General features: G+C 66.6%; 14 protein-coding genes. 10 read left to right on the top strand and 4 right to left on the bottom strand.

Annotated elements, in window-relative coordinates; all coding sequences use genetic code 11:
• Positions 1–6 precede the first annotated feature (6 nt).
• The 7 genes from IG65_RS0117665 to IG65_RS0117635 are packed head-to-tail and all read left to right on the top strand — an operon-like array spanning position 7 to position 7,953.
• Positions 7–852 (top strand): ABC transporter permease, encoded by an 846-nt coding sequence (locus tag IG65_RS0117665; protein WP_030516025.1) that lies wholly within the window; start codon positions 7–9, stop codon positions 850–852.
• A gap of 10 nt (positions 853–862) precedes the next feature.
• A complete protein-coding gene (locus IG65_RS0117660; RefSeq protein WP_231509262.1) occupies positions 863–2,029 on the top strand; it encodes an MCE family protein in 1,167 nt (388 codons plus the stop codon).
• A complete protein-coding gene (locus IG65_RS0117655) occupies positions 2,026–3,048 on the top strand; it encodes an MCE family protein (protein ID WP_030516023.1) in 1,023 nt (340 codons plus the stop codon). Before IG65_RS0117660 ends, IG65_RS0117655 begins: the two co-directional genes overlap by 4 nt.
• Positions 3,049–4,083 (top strand): MCE family protein, encoded by a 1,035-nt coding sequence (locus tag IG65_RS0117650; RefSeq protein WP_030516022.1) that lies wholly within the window; start codon positions 3,049–3,051, stop codon positions 4,081–4,083.
• Entirely contained in the window at positions 4,080–5,327 is a 1,248-nt protein-coding gene (locus tag IG65_RS0117645) for an MCE family protein (protein WP_081879552.1), read from the top strand. Before IG65_RS0117650 ends, IG65_RS0117645 begins: the two co-directional genes overlap by 4 nt.
• The gene (locus IG65_RS0117640) at positions 5,324–6,445 is read left to right on the top strand and encodes an MCE family protein (RefSeq protein WP_036524952.1); all 1,122 of its coding nucleotides are present in this window, start codon (positions 5,324–5,326) and stop codon (positions 6,443–6,445) included. The genes IG65_RS0117645 and IG65_RS0117640 overlap by 4 nt, the downstream gene beginning before the upstream one ends.
• The gene (locus IG65_RS0117635) at positions 6,445–7,953 is read left to right on the top strand and encodes an MCE family protein (RefSeq protein ID WP_030516019.1); all 1,509 of its coding nucleotides are present in this window, start codon (positions 6,445–6,447) and stop codon (positions 7,951–7,953) included. The genes IG65_RS0117640 and IG65_RS0117635 overlap by 1 nt, the downstream gene beginning before the upstream one ends.
• 35 nt (positions 7,954–7,988) lie before the next feature.
• On the opposite strand, the gene IG65_RS0117630 is transcribed toward IG65_RS0117635, so the two are convergent.
• Both IG65_RS0117630 and IG65_RS0117625 read right to left on the bottom strand, forming a co-directional pair.
• The gene (locus tag IG65_RS0117630; protein WP_030516018.1) at positions 7,989–8,618 is read right to left on the bottom strand and encodes a hypothetical protein; all 630 of its coding nucleotides are present in this window, start codon (positions 8,616–8,618) and stop codon (positions 7,989–7,991) included.
• Entirely contained in the window at positions 8,615–9,544 is a 930-nt protein-coding gene (locus tag IG65_RS0117625; protein WP_051756346.1) for a hypothetical protein, read from the bottom strand. The genes IG65_RS0117630 and IG65_RS0117625 overlap by 4 nt, the downstream gene beginning before the upstream one ends.
• A 270-nt stretch (positions 9,545–9,814) precedes the next feature.
• Between IG65_RS0117625 and IG65_RS0117620 the strand changes: the two genes are divergently transcribed.
• Complete coding sequence (locus tag IG65_RS0117620) at positions 9,815–11,014, top strand: cytochrome P450 (protein ID WP_030516016.1); 1,200 nt, start codon at positions 9,815–9,817, stop codon at positions 11,012–11,014.
• Positions 11,015–11,143: 129 nt separating this feature from the next.
• On the top strand, positions 11,144–11,941 hold the full coding sequence (locus tag IG65_RS0117615; RefSeq protein WP_030516015.1) for an SDR family oxidoreductase: 798 nt from the start codon (positions 11,144–11,146) through the stop codon (positions 11,939–11,941).
• A gap of 65 nt (positions 11,942–12,006) precedes the next feature.
• Here IG65_RS0117615 and IG65_RS0117610 read toward each other — a convergent pair whose 3' ends face one another.
• Positions 12,007–13,275, bottom strand: a complete 1,269-nt coding sequence (locus IG65_RS0117610) for a S9 family peptidase (protein WP_197039864.1) — start codon at positions 13,273–13,275, stop codon at positions 12,007–12,009.
• 297 nt (positions 13,276–13,572) lie between these two features.
• Between IG65_RS0117610 and IG65_RS0117605 the strand changes: the two genes are divergently transcribed.
• Positions 13,573–14,466, top strand: a complete 894-nt coding sequence (locus tag IG65_RS0117605; protein WP_030516013.1) for a universal stress protein — start codon at positions 13,573–13,575, stop codon at positions 14,464–14,466.
• Between the two features lie 45 nt (positions 14,467–14,511).
• Here the strand turns inward: IG65_RS0117605 and IG65_RS39595 are convergent, their stop codons facing one another.
• On the bottom strand, positions 14,512–14,646 hold the full coding sequence (locus IG65_RS39595) for a hypothetical protein (protein WP_255359464.1): 135 nt from the start codon (positions 14,644–14,646) through the stop codon (positions 14,512–14,514).
• Positions 14,647–15,412: the final 766 nt, after the last annotated feature.

Here is a 15,412-nt window from a genome sequence, read left to right as displayed (position 1 = left end):
ACGGCTGTGGTACTGGAAGCGAGATATCCGCGTGCCGTGCGGCGGGCGCGCCGGCCGGTGAAAAGCCTCGGCAGCATCGGCGATCACACGCTCTTCTACGTGCGGGCGCTGTTCGGCGCTCCGTTCGCCGCGTGGCGCTACAAGAAGGAGACCATCCGGCTCATCGCCGAATTCAGCATGGGCTCCGGCACTTTGGCGGTTTTCGGCGGCACCGTGGTGATCGTCGGATTCCTCACCCTCGCCACCGGTGGCACCCTGGCCGTGCAGGGCTACAGCTCCCTGGGCAATATCGGCATCGAGGCGTTGACCGGATTCCTGTCGGCCTTCATCAACGTGCGCATCTCGGCGCCGGTGGTGGCCGGCATCGGACTGGCGGCCACGTTCGGCGCGGGAGCCACCGCGCAGTTGGGCGCCATGCGGATCAACGAGGAGATCGACGCGCTGGAATCCATCGCGATCGAGCCGATCGCCTATCTGGTCGGCACCCGCATCGTGGCCGGGATGATCGCGATCACGCCGCTGTACTCACTCGCGGTGGTGGCCTCCTTCCTCGCCAGCCGGGTCACCACCGTCTTCCTGCTCGGCCAGTCCTCGGGGCTCTACGACCACTACTTCACCACCTTCCTCAATCCGCTCGATCTGGTGTGGTCGTTCGTGCAGGCGATCCTGATGGCGCTGACAATTCTGTTGATACACAGCTATTTCGGCTTCTTCGCCGCCGGCGGGCCGTCCGGAGTGGGTACCGCGGTCGGCAACGCGGTGCGGACCTCGCTGATCGCGGTCGTCTCGGTGACCTTGCTGGTCTCGTTGGCCATCTACGGTTCCAACGGCAACTTCAACCTGTCGGGCTAGGGGAGAAGCCGTGTTGCGCAGCATTTTACGTCCGATCGTGGGTCTGCTGTCGATCGCCGCGATCGCCGGGGTGGTCGCTCTGGCGGTGGTCATGTTCCGCGGCGGATTCGCCGACACCGTGCGGGTCACCGTCCTGTCACCGCGTGCGGGCCTGGTCATGTACCCCGATGCGAAGGTGAAGATGCGCGGAGTGACCGTGGGCCGGGTGGCCGCGGTGGACGAGCGGCCCGACGGGCTCGCCGCGATCCAGCTGGCGATCGACGCCGATCAGGTGAAACGCATTCCGTCGAATGTGACCGTGGACATCGCTTCCACCACCGTGTTCGGCGCCAAATTCGTCGAATTCCTGCCGCCGGCGGAGAAATCCGCGTCCTCGATCCACGCCGGCCAGATCTTCGACTCCCGGCACGTGACGGTCGAGATCAACACCATCTTCGAACGATTGACCGCGGTCCTGGGGCAGATCGAACCGGAGAAGCTGAACGAGACGCTGGGCGCGATCGCCGGTGCGACCAACGGCCGCGGCGAACAGGTCGGGCAGATGCTGACCGATCTCGACTCGTTCCTGGCCAAGATCGAGCCGGCTCAGCCCTCGCTGAGTCACGAGATCGCGGCCGGACCGAATGTGGCCGCCTCCTACGGCGATGCCGCGCCGGACCTACTGTCGACCGCGCGCAATGCCGCCACGATCAGCCGGACCGTGGTGGATGAACAAACGAATCTGGATGCGCTGCTGGTCAATGCGATCGGCCTGGCCGATGTCGGCAATCAGGTGCTCGGTGACAACGGCGCGCCGCTGGCCTCGATGCTGCACCTGCTGGTACCCACCACCGGTCTGGCCGCCGAATACGCACCGGCGCTGAAATGTTCGATCGAGGGCCTGGACTACATGGACAATGTGAAACCGGTGCAGGTTCCGGGCATGGGACTGACGGTCAACTTCCTGTGGGGCGCCGAACCGTACCGATATCCGCGCGATCTGCCCAAGGTCGCGGCATCCGGTGGCCCGCAGTGTTCGGTGCTGCCGGTGCCCTACAACGGCAAGCCCAAGTTCGTGGTGGTCGACGACGGCGCCGTCCCGTTCCCGAATACCAACCGGACCCTGCGCGTGAATCCGGATCTGCTGCAGAGCGTGCTGTTCGGGGCCGTCGATCCCGCCGCCGGAGGTCCGCGATGAGACAACGGGATACGCCGCTGCTGAAATTCGGCGCCTTCGCGGTGGTGATGGTGGTTCTCTCCGGATTCCTCGTCCTGGTCTTCGGTCAGTACCGCACCGGTGCGACCAACGGCTATTCGGCGGAATTCACCGACTCGTCGGGACTGCGTTCCGGAGACAGTGTGCGGGTGGCCGGTGTCGAGGTGGGCCGGGTGCAAGGAGTGACGCTGCGCCCGGATCAGCGGGTGGTGGTGACCTTCGACGCCGACCGCGACATCGTGCTCACGGGGGGCACCAAGGCCGCCATCCGCTATCTGAACCTCGTCGGCGACCGCTATCTCGAACTGACCGACGGTCCGGGATCCACCGCGACCCTGCGGCCCGGTGCGCGGATTCCGCTCGAACGCACCACGCCCGCACTGGATCTCGATCTTCTGCTCGGCGGCCTGAAACCGGTGCTGCAGGGACTGAACGCCCAGGAGGTCAATTCGCTCACCTGGTCGCTGGTGCAGATCGTGCAGGGGCAGGAGGGCACGGTGGATTCGCTGCTGACCAAGACCGCCTCCTTCTCCTCCCGGCTCGCCGACACCAGCGATGTGGTGGGCAAGCTGATCGACAACCTGAACCAGGTGATGGAGACTCTGGCGAGCAACGGCACTCAGTTCTCCGATGCCATCGGCCGCCTCGAGCAACTGGTGACCCAGCTGTCGCAGGACCGCGATCCGATCGGCTCCGCGATCGACGCGCTGGACCGCGGAACCGCTTCCGTCGCAGATCTTCTCACGCAGACCCGGGCTCCCCTGGCCGACAGCGTCGAACAGCTCGCGCGGCTGGCTCCCGCCGTGGACGACGGCAAGGACAAGGTGGACCACGCATTGCAGCGGGCGCCGGAGAACTTCCGGAAGATGGTGCGGACCGGCTCCTACGGCAACTTCATCCAATACTTCGTGTGCGCGTTGACCATCCGAGTCAGCGATCCGTCCGGGCAGGTCGTCCAGCTGCCCTGGATCAAAACCGAGACGGGGAGGTGTGCACCGTAGATGCTGCATTATCGCGGCGCTCATCTGTTACGTCCCGGACTGGTCGGGATCGTGGTGATGGTCTGCGTCATCCTCATCGGCCTGCAGTCGCAGAAGTTCATGGCATGGGGGACCACCGTGCGCTACCAGGCGCTGTTCGGCGAGGCCGCCGGACTGGCGGTCGGCGACGACGTGATCGTCTCGGGCGTGCGGGTCGGCACCGTGCAGAAGGTGGTGCTGCACAACGGGGATGCGCTGGTGGTGTTCTCGGTGAACTCGACCATCCGGCTCGGCGCCGACAGTTCGGCGCACATCAAGACCAGTTCGCTGCTGGGGAAACGCGATCTCACGGTCGTCTCCGCGGGAACCGGCCGGATGCGCTCACTCGACACCATTCCGTCCTCGCGAACCTCCTCGCCGTATTCCCTGACCGACGCCGTCGGTGATCTGAGCACCAAGACCTCGGCGATCGACATCGATTCACTCAACCGCTCCCTCGACATGCTGTCCTCGACGCTGAATCAGATCGCACCGCAGGTGGGCCCGGCCTTCGACGGGCTGACACAGCTGTCCAAGACGATCAACAGCCGCAACGAATCGCTACGGCAGTTGCTGACCGGCGCGGGCACGGTCACCTCGGTGCTCGCCCAGCGCAGCGAGCAGGTGAATACGCTGATTCTCAACGCGAATGCGCTGGTCGACGTGCTCGCGCAGCGTCGCCAGGAAATCGTCGACCTGCTCGCCAACACCTCGGCGGTGGCGAAGCAGTTGTCGGGCCTGGTCGCCGACAACGAGGCCGCGCTCGGGCCGACACTGGATCGGCTGAACTCGATCGCCGCGATGCTCGAGAAGAATCGCGACAATATCGGCAAGGCCATCCCGGGATACGCGAAAGTCGCTCTGACCCAGGGTGAAGCAGTCTCCGGCGGCCGCTTCTACAACGCCTACGTCGCCAATCTGATCGACGGCCAGGATATTCAGCCCTTCATCGACCGGGCGTTCGGCGTGAACCCCCCGGCCCAGTTCCCGCTACCGCATCCGGAGCCGCCGCGATGAGTACGAGATGGATGGTCCGGATCGTCGGTGCCGTGGTGATCGTCGCGGTCGTGGTGACCGGAGGCGTGATCGGTTATCGAGAACTGTTCGGGCCCAAGCACTTCGCCGCGATGTTCACCACCGCGACCGCGATCTATCCCGGCGACGACGTGCGCGTCGCGGGGGTGAAGGTGGGGCATATCGAATCGATCCGGCCGCAGGGCACGACGACCCGGATGGTGCTCGCCGTCGACCGCGACGTTCGGGTGCCCGCCGGCGCGAAGGCGGTGATCGTGGCACAGAGCCTGGTCGCGGCCCGGTACGTCCAATTGACTCCCGCCTATCGAACCAGCGGCCCCACGCTCACCGACGGTGCGGTGATCCCGGTCGAGCGCACCGCGGTGCCGGTGGAATGGGACGAGATCAAGACGCAATTGACCAAGCTGGCAACGGGTTTGGGCCCGAACGGCGACGCGGCGGGAAGTTCGATGGGCCGGTTCGTCGACAGTACCGCCGCCGCACTGAGCGACGGGAACGGGGAGAAGCTGCGGCAGATGCTGGCCCAGCTGTCCGCGGTCGGGCGCATCCTGGCCGACGGCAGCGGCAATATCGTCGACATCCTGCAGAATCTGCAGACGTTCGTGGACGCGCTGAAGGGCAGCAGTACCCAGATCGTCGAGTTCGAGAATCGGCTGGCGACACTGTCCAGCGTCGTCGACGACAGTAAATCCGATCTGGACGCGGCCCTGCGCGAACTGTCGGTCGCGGTCGGTGAGGTCCAGCGGTTCGTCTCCGAGAACCGCGCGAAGGCCGGCGAACAGGTGCAGCGGCTGGCGAATGTCACCCAGAATCTGGTGGATCATCGCGCGGATCTGGAGAACCTGCTGCATATCGCGCCGAACAGCATCGCGAACTTCTATCACATCTACAACCCCGACACCGGCACGGAGGCAGGGGTTTTCGAGCTCAACAACTTCTCCAACCCGATGCAGTTCATCTGCGCCGGGGTGGCGAGTATCGAGAACGCCACGGCCGCCGAATCGGGGGAGAAGTGCCGACAGTATCTGGGGCCGATTCTGCCCCTGCTCAGTTTCAACTATCTGCCGTTCCCGGTGAGCCCGGTGACCGGGCCGGCGCCGGACCCGAACAACGTGATCTACAGCGAACCCGACCTGGTGCCGAAGATCGTCGGACAGCAGCCCGGCCCGTCGGCGCCGACATCGGTCACCGAACTGCTCCAGCCCTGGGGGAGGCCACCGTCATGATCGCGCGGTTGCTCGTCCTGTGCGCGTGCGCACTGGTCACCGTCACCGGATGTGGCTGGCACGGCGTGGATTCACTGCCGCTGCCGGGCGCCCCCGGTCGCGGTGCGGACGCCGCGATCTATCACGTCGAGATGGCGAATGTCGGGACGCTGGTGTCGAATTCGCCCGTGATGATCGACGACGTGGTGGTCGGCAGCGTCGGGTCGATCACCGTGCACGGCTGGCACGCCGTCGTGGACGTCTCGGTGAAGCCGGATGTGGTCGTGCCCGCGAATGTGGCGGCGACGATCGGCCAGACCAGTCTGCTCGGCTCGACTCATCTGGCGTTGAATCCGCCGTCCGGACAGGCGCCGAGCGGGCGCCTGCAGCCCGGGGCCACGGTACCGCTGAACCGGACCTCGACCTATCCGTCGACCGAACAGACCCTCGCGTCGCTGTCGGTGGTGCTCAACGGCGGCGGGATGGGGCAGATCAACGACATCATCCACAATCTCGATGCCGCGTTCTCCGGTCGTGAGGGCGCCATCCACGATCTGATCCCGCGCCTGGACGCGTTCATGACCGTGCTGGATCAGCAGCGCGACAATCTGCTCGCCACGGTGACCGGGCTGAACCGGATGGCGGAAACCTTCGCCCGGCAACGGGATACGGTCAGCGATACCTTGCGCGAGGTCGGGCCCGCACTCGAGGTGCTGCTCACCGAGCGGCCGAAGATCACCACCGCACTCGACAAACTGCGTACCTTCAGCGACACCGCGACCGGGGTGATCTCGCAGGTGCAGTCGGATCTGCTCACGAATCTGCACAACCTCGAACCGACCCTGCGGGAATTGGCCGACGTCGGGTCGAAGATCGACGGCGCGGTCTCCTTCCTCACCGTGTTCCCGTACGGGCAATACGGCATCGACCACGGTATCCGCGGCGACTACGTCAATCTGTTCGCCACCATCGACCTCACCGTGCCGCGGTTGCGGCGCGAACTGCTGCTCGGCACCCCGCTGGGTGACCCGAACGCCGTGCTGCAGGCGATGGTCGGCGACCCCGGCTACGGCACCCAGACCAACGACCCGCTGGGTGCGCCGGTGAACCCGCCCGACCCGAACGGAGGCGGCCGATGATCCTCACCCGATTCGTCCGAGCGCAGCTGGTGATCTTCTCGATCCTGGCCGTGATCGGCATGGTGTCGATGGCCGTGCAGTACATGCGGCTGCCGACCCTCGCCGGTATCGGCACCATGAAGGTGACGCTGGAACTTCCGACCTCCGGTGGGCTGTATCGATTCGGCAATGTCACCTATCGCGGCGTTCAGATCGGCAAGGTCACCTCCGTCGATCTGACCGACGACGGGGTGAAGGCGACCCTGTCCATCGACGGCGGGCACAAGATCCCCGCCGATCTGCGGGCGCAGGTGCGCAGCGTGTCGGCGGTGGGCGAGCAGTACGTCGATCTGCAACCGCGCACCGACGCACCGCCGTATCTGCACGACGGATCCGTGATCGACGTGCGCGACAGCACCGTTCCGCAACCGGTGGGGCCGATGCTCGACGAACTCGACACTCTCGTCGGCAGCATTCCCAAGGACAGGCTGCACGACATGCTCGACGAGGTGTTCACCGGCGTGAACGGCGCCCGATACGACCTGCAGTCGCTGCTGAGCTCCGCGTCGACCGTGGCCGCCGATGCGAACCGGACCGGTGACACCACCCGCGACCTGCTGGCGAAGGCCGAGCCGCTGATGGACTCGCAGGACCGCTCGGCCGACGCGATCCGGATCTGGGCGCGCAGCCTGGCCGGGGTGTCGGGACAGATCGCCACCGACGACGAGCAGGTGCGGACGCTGCTGAACACCGGGCCGGGTGCGGCGCAGGAGGCGACGAAACTTCTGGATTCGGTGAAGCTCACACTGCCCGTGCTCCTGTCGAATCTGACCTCGGTCGCGCAGCTGGGCGTGACCTATCACGCCGGGCTGGAGCAGGTGCTGGTGTTGCTGCCGCCCGAGGTCTCGATCGTGGAGGCGGTGCAACCCACGAAGAACGCACAGGGCTTGGGGCCCGGAGACTTCCGGATCAGCGGGGTCTCGGATCCGCCGGCCTGTACGGTCGGCTTCCTGCCGCCGTCGGCATGGCGGCCGCCGTCGGACACCACCACCATCGACACCCCCGACGGCTTGTACTGCAAGCTGCCACAGGATTCGCCCGTCGCGGTCCGCGGCGCGCGCAATTTCCCGTGTGCCGGGAAACCGGGAAAGCGAGCGCCGACAGCGGAGATCTGCAACGGCGACCAGGAGTACGAACCGGTGGCGCCGGACCAGCCGGTGGTGGGACCGTATCCGCGCGATCCGAATCTGGAAGCACAAGGCATCCCGCCGGATTCGCGGTGGAACGCGCCGCCACCCGCACCGGCCGCACCGGGAGTTCCCCTGCCGCAATTGCCGCAGATCGAGCTGCCCAGGATTCCCGGGTTGAACGCGCCCGCGGCATCGCGCTCGACCACCGCACCGTCGGTGGGCTTCGCCCACTACGACCCGCGCACCGGGAACTACCTGGCGCCGGACGGAAGGATGTATCGGCAGGACGATCTGGCCGGTACCCGCCCGGCGAGCTGGAAAGACATGGTGGCGCACTGAATTCGACGCCTACCTCGCTCGCTCGCGGTGCGGACTCACACCGGATCGAAGGAGGAGATCAACCACTTGCCGTCGACGTGCGTGAGCGAGACCTTGACACTGCTCGAGGTCATCGACGGATCGGGCTTGTCGGAGGTGGTGGTGGTCTGATTGATGAACACCAGCACCACGGCCGAATCCGGGCGGATCTGCTCGATCGCCGAACGCACCACGGCCGCTGAGGTTTTCACCGCCTTCTGCTTGGCCGCCGGCGCGACCACCTGCTGAGTGAACTGACCGTAATAGGTGAGGAAGTCTCCGGTCAGGAAGGACCTCGCGGCGGTGAGATCGTGGTCGAGGGTGTCGGGAGCATAGGAGAGAATCGCGACCGAGCCGTTCGAGGCGGCGGCGATCGCCGCGCGCTGGGCGGCGTCGTCGGTCTGCTGATCGGGGCGGTACTGCGTGAAGTACAGGCTGGTCGCCGCCACCACGGAGGCTGCCGCGAGTCCGCCGAGCAGTCCGGCCCCCACCCCGGCGCGATGGCCGCGCACCCAGGTCAGCGCCGCGCGCGGGCGCGGGAGCTTTCGCGCGCCCTTCTCGGAAGGCGCAGGCGCTCCGGTCTTCTCGGTGTGCGCGCTCTCGCGCTCGTCGATGTGCTCGGGCCGGGAATCGGAGGATGTGCTCACGGGACGAACTCCACTTTCGACATCTTGAGTTGGCCGTCGACGCGTTCCACGGTGACGCTCAACCGCCAGGCGCGCGGTTCCTGTTTCGCGCCGGCGGAATTGGTGACCTCGGAGGTCGCCGCGACCAGGACCACCGCCGAGTCGTCGGTCATCGACTGCACCGCGGCCGCGTCGACCCTGCCCTGGGTGGCGACCTTGGACTGCTGGATCACCTTGGCGAAATCGTCTGCGCGCGACTGGAAATCGTTGCGGAAGGCACCCGTGGAATCGTCGAGCACGCGCTTCACGTCATCGGCGGCATGATTGAAATCCAGTGAGGTCAGCGTGGTCACGCCCTGCCGCGCCGCCGCCACGAACTCCGCTTCGCGATGCTGCTTCGCGGTCACATCGTGATGCCGCCACATCATGTATCCGCTGCTGCCCAGTCCGGCGCACAGGACGATCGCCGCGACCGCCACACCGGCCGTGCGCCGCCGGATGTGCCGAACGGCCCCCAGCCGTGGTCTTTTGTGGCGTCTGCTTCCTTCGGGCTTCGAGCCGGGATCGTTCGTTGCGGCGGGTTCGAGATCCGACTCGGGCTCGGCATCGGTAGCCGCGTCGGAGGCCGCGTCGGCATGGTCATCGTCGAGGGTCCGCTCGGCGGTTGTCGCGGGCTGCCGGGCTTGCCTGTCTTCCGAGCCATTGTCTTCCGGGCCGGGGGCGGGGTCGTCGCTGTCCGGCGTGTCGTCAGCGTTCGGCTGTGCGCTCGCCTGTACGGCGGATCCGGCGCGGCGGCGCAGCGTGGCCGCGCGAGCTCGGGCGCGGGCAGCGGCTGCCACCGCCTCGGCGGCTTCGGCCTCGGCCTCGGCTTCGGCGGCAGCCAGCAGCAGATCGCGATCGGAGATATCACCGGTATCCGGCGGCGAGGGGTGTGTTCCGGACGTCACTGCGCGCTCCGTTCGTCGGGCCGGTGGCTGGCAGACCTGCGAGAACAATACTTCCACGCATTGAGAACCTTACTCTACCTTCGACGCGCAGCGAACACCCTAGATATAGCGGGATCTGCATGTAACCTGCGGGATTGTCATTAACAGTTTTAGAGAATATCCTTCTCTCACGGTGGAGGGAGGCGCCATGACCCGAGGTCCGCAGCCGCCTGCCCGTGTGCCTGTCCGCGGCCGAGCCGCATTCCGGAGATTTCCGCAAGGGGTGAACCAGTGACCATCAGCGCGGCCGGCGACGTCCACTACGACCCGTACGACGTCGAACTCAACGCCGATCCCTATCCCATGTTCAAGCGCCTGCGCGACGAACTGCCGATCTACTACAACGCCGAGCACGACTTCTACGCGCTGAGCCGATTCGAGGACGTCAACGCCGGCCTGATCGACAAGGACACCTTCGTCTCCGGCCGCGGCGCGATCCTGGAGCTCATCAAGGCGAATATCGAAATACCGTCCGGCGTATTGCTTTTCGAGGATCCGCCGGTGCATACGATTCACCGCAAACTGCTCTCCAGGATGTTCACGCCGCGCAAGATCAAGGCGCTGGAATCGAAGGTGCGGGACTTCTGTGCCGAAAGTCTCGATCCGCTGATCGGTACCGGCCGCCTGGACTTCATCGCCGATATCGGCGCCCGGATGCCGATGCGGACCATCGGCATGCTGCTCGGCATCCCGGAAGAGGATCAGGAGGCCATCCGCGATTTCGCCAACGAGCAGATGCGCACGGAGGAGGGCAAGCCGATGAAGGCCGCCTCCGAGGGCATGGTGTCCGGCGACATCTTCGGCCCCTATATCGACTGGCGCGCCGAACATCCTTCCGACGACATCATGACCGAACTGCTCAACGTCGAATTCGTCGACGAGACGGGCACCGAGCGCCGTCTCACCCGCGACGAACTGCTCATGTACGTGAATGTGGTGTCCGGCGCCGGGAACGAGACCACCACCCGCCTGATCGGCTGGGCCGGAAAGGTTCTCGCCGATCATCCCGACCAGCGCCGGCTGCTGGTCGAGAATCCGGCGCTCGTCCCGCAGGCGATCGAGGAACTGCTGCGCTTCGAATCGCCCGCCCCGCACACCTGCCGCTACGTCACCCGCGAGGTCGAGTACTACGGGCAGAAGGTGCCCGAGGGGGCGGTGCTGATGTTCCTGATCGGCGCGGCGAACCGCGACCACCGCCACTTCGCCCCGGACGGAGACGTTTTCGACATCCGGCGCGCACCGCAACCGCATCTGGCGTTCAGCGTCGGCACCCACTTCTGCCTGGGTTCGGCGCTGGCGCGCCTGGAGGGTCGCATCGCACTCGAGGAGATCCTGAAGAGGTTCCCGGAGTGGGAGGTCGATATGTCGCAGGCGCGGCTGTCGCCGACCTCGACGGTGCGCGGCTGGGAAAGTCTGCCCGCTCGCACCTGAACCGGTTGTCGCGCAGGCGGATCGCGAAGGCCCGGCCGACGCCTCGAGACCGCGCCGGAGGCGAGTTCGTCTCCTGGATGCAATGATCGGACTCGCACCCGTTTCTGATCGAGGTCGAGGAGACAGCAGATGAGCTTTCCGCAGCGGTACGGGCCGTGGGCGTTGGTGGTCGGTGCCGCGCTGGGATTGGGGGCCGAATTCTGCCGTCAGCTCGCCGAACGCGGCCTGAATCTCGTCATGGTCGCGCTGGAGAAGGACGAACTGGACACGCTGGCAACGGATCTGGCCGACCGCTACGGAATCCGCACCCACGCGGTCACCGGCGACATCACCGCGCCGGAGGTGCTGGAATCGGTGGCGCTGCTGGTCGACGACGTCGAACTCGGCCTGGTCGTCTACAACGCCGGGCTCTCGGTCTGTGGCATGTGGCTGGACACACCGCTGGAACGGCATCTGAAGACGATCGACATCAACGTGACCGCGATGATGACCGTCCTGCACCGATTCGTGCCGCCGATGATCGAGCGGGGTCGCGGCGGGGTGATCCTGCTCAGCTCCATGTCCGGCCTGCTCGGCACCCCCATGTACGCCTCGTACGCGGGCACCAAGGCGTTGACGCTGAATCTGGCCGAATCACTGTGGGACGAATGGCGTCCGCACGGTGTCGACGTCGTCGCGGTCGTTCCCGGCCCCACCGACACCCCCGGCTACCGCGCCGACCAACCGCGCACGGTCCGCAATTCCCCGAAGGTGATGCCGGTCGCCCCGGTGGTCGCCGCCGGCCTGGCCGCACTCGGCAGACAACCCTCGGTGATTCCCGGCCGGGCCAATCGCTTCAACGGCACACTGCTGTCCCGAATTCTGCCGCGCAGGACAGCCGTCGCCCTCATGGGCAAGAACATGCGAGAGATGTACGCCGGGAAATAGACGGTGGCGACGGCTCGGGCGGCGCGTCCGAGCGACGTGGAGCCGAGCCGAATTCGCGTGCGGGTTCAGGATGTGAAGCGCGCGTCGACCCAGGCGAGGGCGTCGGGAAGTGAGGCTTGCAGGATGCCGCGGTGGTCGACGCCGGGGTAGGTCCGATAGGTGACCTGCTGATCGGCCAGGCGCAAGCGGGCGACCATCGCATCCGTCGCGCGCGGGGGCACCGTCGTGTCGGCGCTGCCCTGCAACACCAGCAGCGGTACGTCGACGCGCTGTGTGCTGGGGTCATTGTCGGTCAGTACGCGGAGCAGGGGTGCGGCGTCGCCGAGCGGGCTGAACGCCGCATCGGCGGGCAGGCCGCCCCAGCTGTCCGGTGCGCGCAAGGAGCCGAGGCATCCGGTGTCGGCCTCGGGCAGCAGGCTCAGTGCGCGCGGGGTCAGGAAGCGGGACGGATCGATGTTCTCGGCGGTCTGCGCGCCGCGAATCAGCAACGGCAGGAACGCATTCGAGTCGCCGAGCGTGCCGGCCAGGACTTCGCCCGCCCCGACCGTGCTCACCACCCGCTGCGCTCCGATGCCGAATTCCACCTGCGATGCCGGGGCGAGTGCCACCACACCGCGCAGATCGAGTCCGGGCGCCCAGGCGCGGGCCTGCGCATCGGTGAAGACGGCCGCCTGGCCGCCCTGCGAGTGGCCGATCGCCGCCCACCGCGTGCCGATCGATGCGTCGAGTTCGCGGGCGGCCAGGGCCATATCGGCCACGGCGCGGGCCTCGGTGGTGCCGATCAGGTATCCGTGCGGGCCCGGGGTGCCGAGCCCCTGATAATCGGTCTGTGCCACCGCGTATCCGGCCGCGAGCCAGCGCTGCTGTACGTCGCGCACCTGCGTGGTGTAGTCGTGGTCGGGGTAGTCGGGACCGGTGTCGCGCGAGGGTGCGCAGATATCGGCCACCCCGGTGGTGCCGTGCGCCCACGAGATGAGCGGCCAACCGTCCGGTGGTGGTGTGCCGCCGGGCACCGCCAGCGTTCCCGAGACGGCGACCGGATGGCCCTGCAGATCCACCGAGCGATAGAGGACGAGCAGATTCCGCGCCCCGGGCAGGCCCGGATCGCCGGTGATACTGCGGGCCCGGATCACCGAGCCGTGCGGTCCGGCGATCGCCTCGGCGGGTGCGTTGTAGAACGCCTGCCCCTCCGGGACGGCCGTCGCGCCGGTGGGGTCCGCCGATGCGCCCGCGGTCGTGGCCGCGATCGAGGCCAATGCCGCGACGACCACCAGCGGACCGTGACGTGCCCGGCGATTGCGGGCGATCTTGGTCGGTGTCGAATCGCGAGACATGAGTCCAACATATCCGGGCCGTGTGACGACCGACCACCGCGCCGGAATCATTGTGGCTCAACTTGTCTGCATATCGATACCTGCGCGCAACTCGCCGGTTCGGCGGTCGTGGCGGAAAGCGCGACGCTATGCGCTGAAAAATTGCTGACATGACGGTAGTCGATGCCTGCGACGGCGTGATCCCACTAGCCTGTGCGCCCGCGAATCCGTCGTTCATTCGGAACGAACGATGCTGCCTCCCGCTCTCCCCGGTAATCTCGGCGCGGATACCGCTCGCCGAGACGAAGTGGAGCCACTATGACGGAATCAGCTGACGCGCATACCGCCGACGAACCCGACCGGCCCATCGTGGTCGGCGTCGACGGCTCGGAGATCTCCTATCAGGCGGTGGCCTGGGCCGCGGTCGATGCCGTAATGCACGGGCGGCGTCTGGACATCGTCACCTCGGCCACGCTGCCGACCGGTTTCGGCTCGGAAGTATGGACCGGTGGGGCCGATTGGGTGCGCGAGGATGGCGAGCGCATCGTCGCCGAGGCGCGCCGGATCGCGGGATTGGTCGAGGGGCCGCTGGAGATCAACGCCGAGCTGGTGTTCGATCCGATCATCCCGACCCTGATCAAACGGTCGGAAAGGGCCTACCGCGTGGTCGTCGGCAGTCGTGGGCGCGGCGCCGTCCGGCGGGCGCTGCTCGGTTCGGTGAGTTCGGCGGTGGTGCAGCGGGCACACTGCCCGGTCGCGGTGATTCCCGGAAATTCCGCGACCGACATGGTGACCGCGGCGAAGCCGGTGGTGGTCGGCGTCGACGGCACCGAGAACAGTGAACCCGCGATCGGCGTCGCCTTCGACGAGGCGTCGCGGCGGAAGGTGCCGCTGATCGCCGTGCATACGTGGAGCGATATCAGCCTGCCCGAGGTCGCGGTGGCCGGTTGGGACACAGTGCGCGAATCGGAGCGCGCTGCTCTCTCGGAGAGTCTGGCCGGATGGCGGGAACAGTATCCGGATGTCGATGTGCGGCCGGTGGTCTGGGCCGATCGGCCGGCACGGGCGCTGCTCGCCGAATCCGAACATTCCCAGCTGGTGGTGGTCGGCAGCCACGGCCGCGGCGGATTCACCGGAATGCTGCTCGGTTCGACCGGCCATGCCCTGTTGCAGTCGTCCGAATGCCCGGTGATCGTGGTGCGACGGCGGTGAGACGCACGCCGGGCGACCGACCGGCCGCCCGGCGTCATCCGCCGATCACACCGCCGAGAACTCCAACTCCGGCTCGTTCGCCGGCACCATGCTCACCGGCAGCGCCGCGAGCCCGCGAATCAGCAGACTCCTACGCCAGGTGGTGCGCTCCTCGATCGGCGCGGAATCGTTGACGACCACCGCCGTCCACGCGCGGAAGTCGTGCTTGTCGTCGTCCGGTACTCCTAGCAGTTCGCACGCACACCATCCGCGCGGCCGGGATCACCGGTCTCGCGCAGCGGTGTGAGCCCGATTCCCGGGTGTGTCGGGTCTCCGGCGAGGGTGCGAAAAAAAATTCCTAGCGAAACGAAGGGTCTCGAGGAGCTGTCGAGCCCGTCGGGTGATGTGGTGCGTGCACAACTCCGCACCCCGGTTCCGCGCGAGGCGAAACTTCCGGCCGGAAGTGAAACGTGTTGTCGAGCAAGGTAACTCGCCGGGCGGCGGGCGGTTCGCGCCGCGGACCCTGGTCCGGTTCGGTGTAACCGATTCCGATCGGAAGTTGCTGAAAAGTAGCTATAAACGAGTAGGAAGGAGGCTTCTGGTTTTAGAGGAGGTGCTTGCTTGAAAAGTGGACGCTTGATATGTTGCCTCGGTCACTAACCGGTACCGGCCGTGACCGATAACTCTCAGGCGTGATTCCGGCGACTGAGAGGCGATTGAACACGCTCACAAAGGAGATTCATCGATGGGTTCGATGGAAGACTTGCTTATCGCGTTGATTCCGGCCCTGGGCTCCGCAGTTGCGGGTGACGGACTGTGGGAGACCTTCCTCGGCTCGCTCGGGAGCATCGTCAAGTAATTCGGCGGAACCGCTCGTATTCATCGAGTTGCGCGCGGTGACTCGAGGCACGGATATTTAGGAGAAAAATATGGGATCGCTCATCGACATTCTGGGAATGGGCTCACA

Source organism: Nocardia sp. NRRL WC-3656 (genome assembly GCF_000720265.1).
Classification (GTDB): Bacteria; Actinomycetota; Actinomycetes; order Mycobacteriales; family Mycobacteriaceae; genus Nocardia; species Nocardia nova.
The sequence above is the reverse complement of the archived record's forward strand: the minus strand, read 5'-3'. Positions and strand labels throughout refer to the sequence as shown.

Coding starts and splice junctions, on each gene's coding strand:
- IG65_RS0117650 (WP_030516022.1), top strand. CDS start 3,049: ATGCTGCATTATCGCGGCGCTCATCTGTTACGTCCCGGACTGGTCGGG.
- IG65_RS0117615 (WP_030516015.1), top strand. CDS start 11,144: ATGAGCTTTCCGCAGCGGTACGGGCCGTGGGCGTTGGTGGTCGGTGCC.
- IG65_RS0117640 (WP_036524952.1), top strand. CDS start 5,324: ATGATCGCGCGGTTGCTCGTCCTGTGCGCGTGCGCACTGGTCACCGTC.
- IG65_RS0117645 (WP_081879552.1), top strand. CDS start 4,080: ATGAGTACGAGATGGATGGTCCGGATCGTCGGTGCCGTGGTGATCGTC.
- IG65_RS0117610 (WP_197039864.1), bottom strand. CDS start 13,275: ATGTCTCGCGATTCGACACCGACCAAGATCGCCCGCAATCGCCGGGCA.
- IG65_RS0117655 (WP_030516023.1), top strand. CDS start 2,026: ATGAGACAACGGGATACGCCGCTGCTGAAATTCGGCGCCTTCGCGGTG.
- IG65_RS0117605 (WP_030516013.1), top strand. CDS start 13,573: ATGACGGAATCAGCTGACGCGCATACCGCCGACGAACCCGACCGGCCC.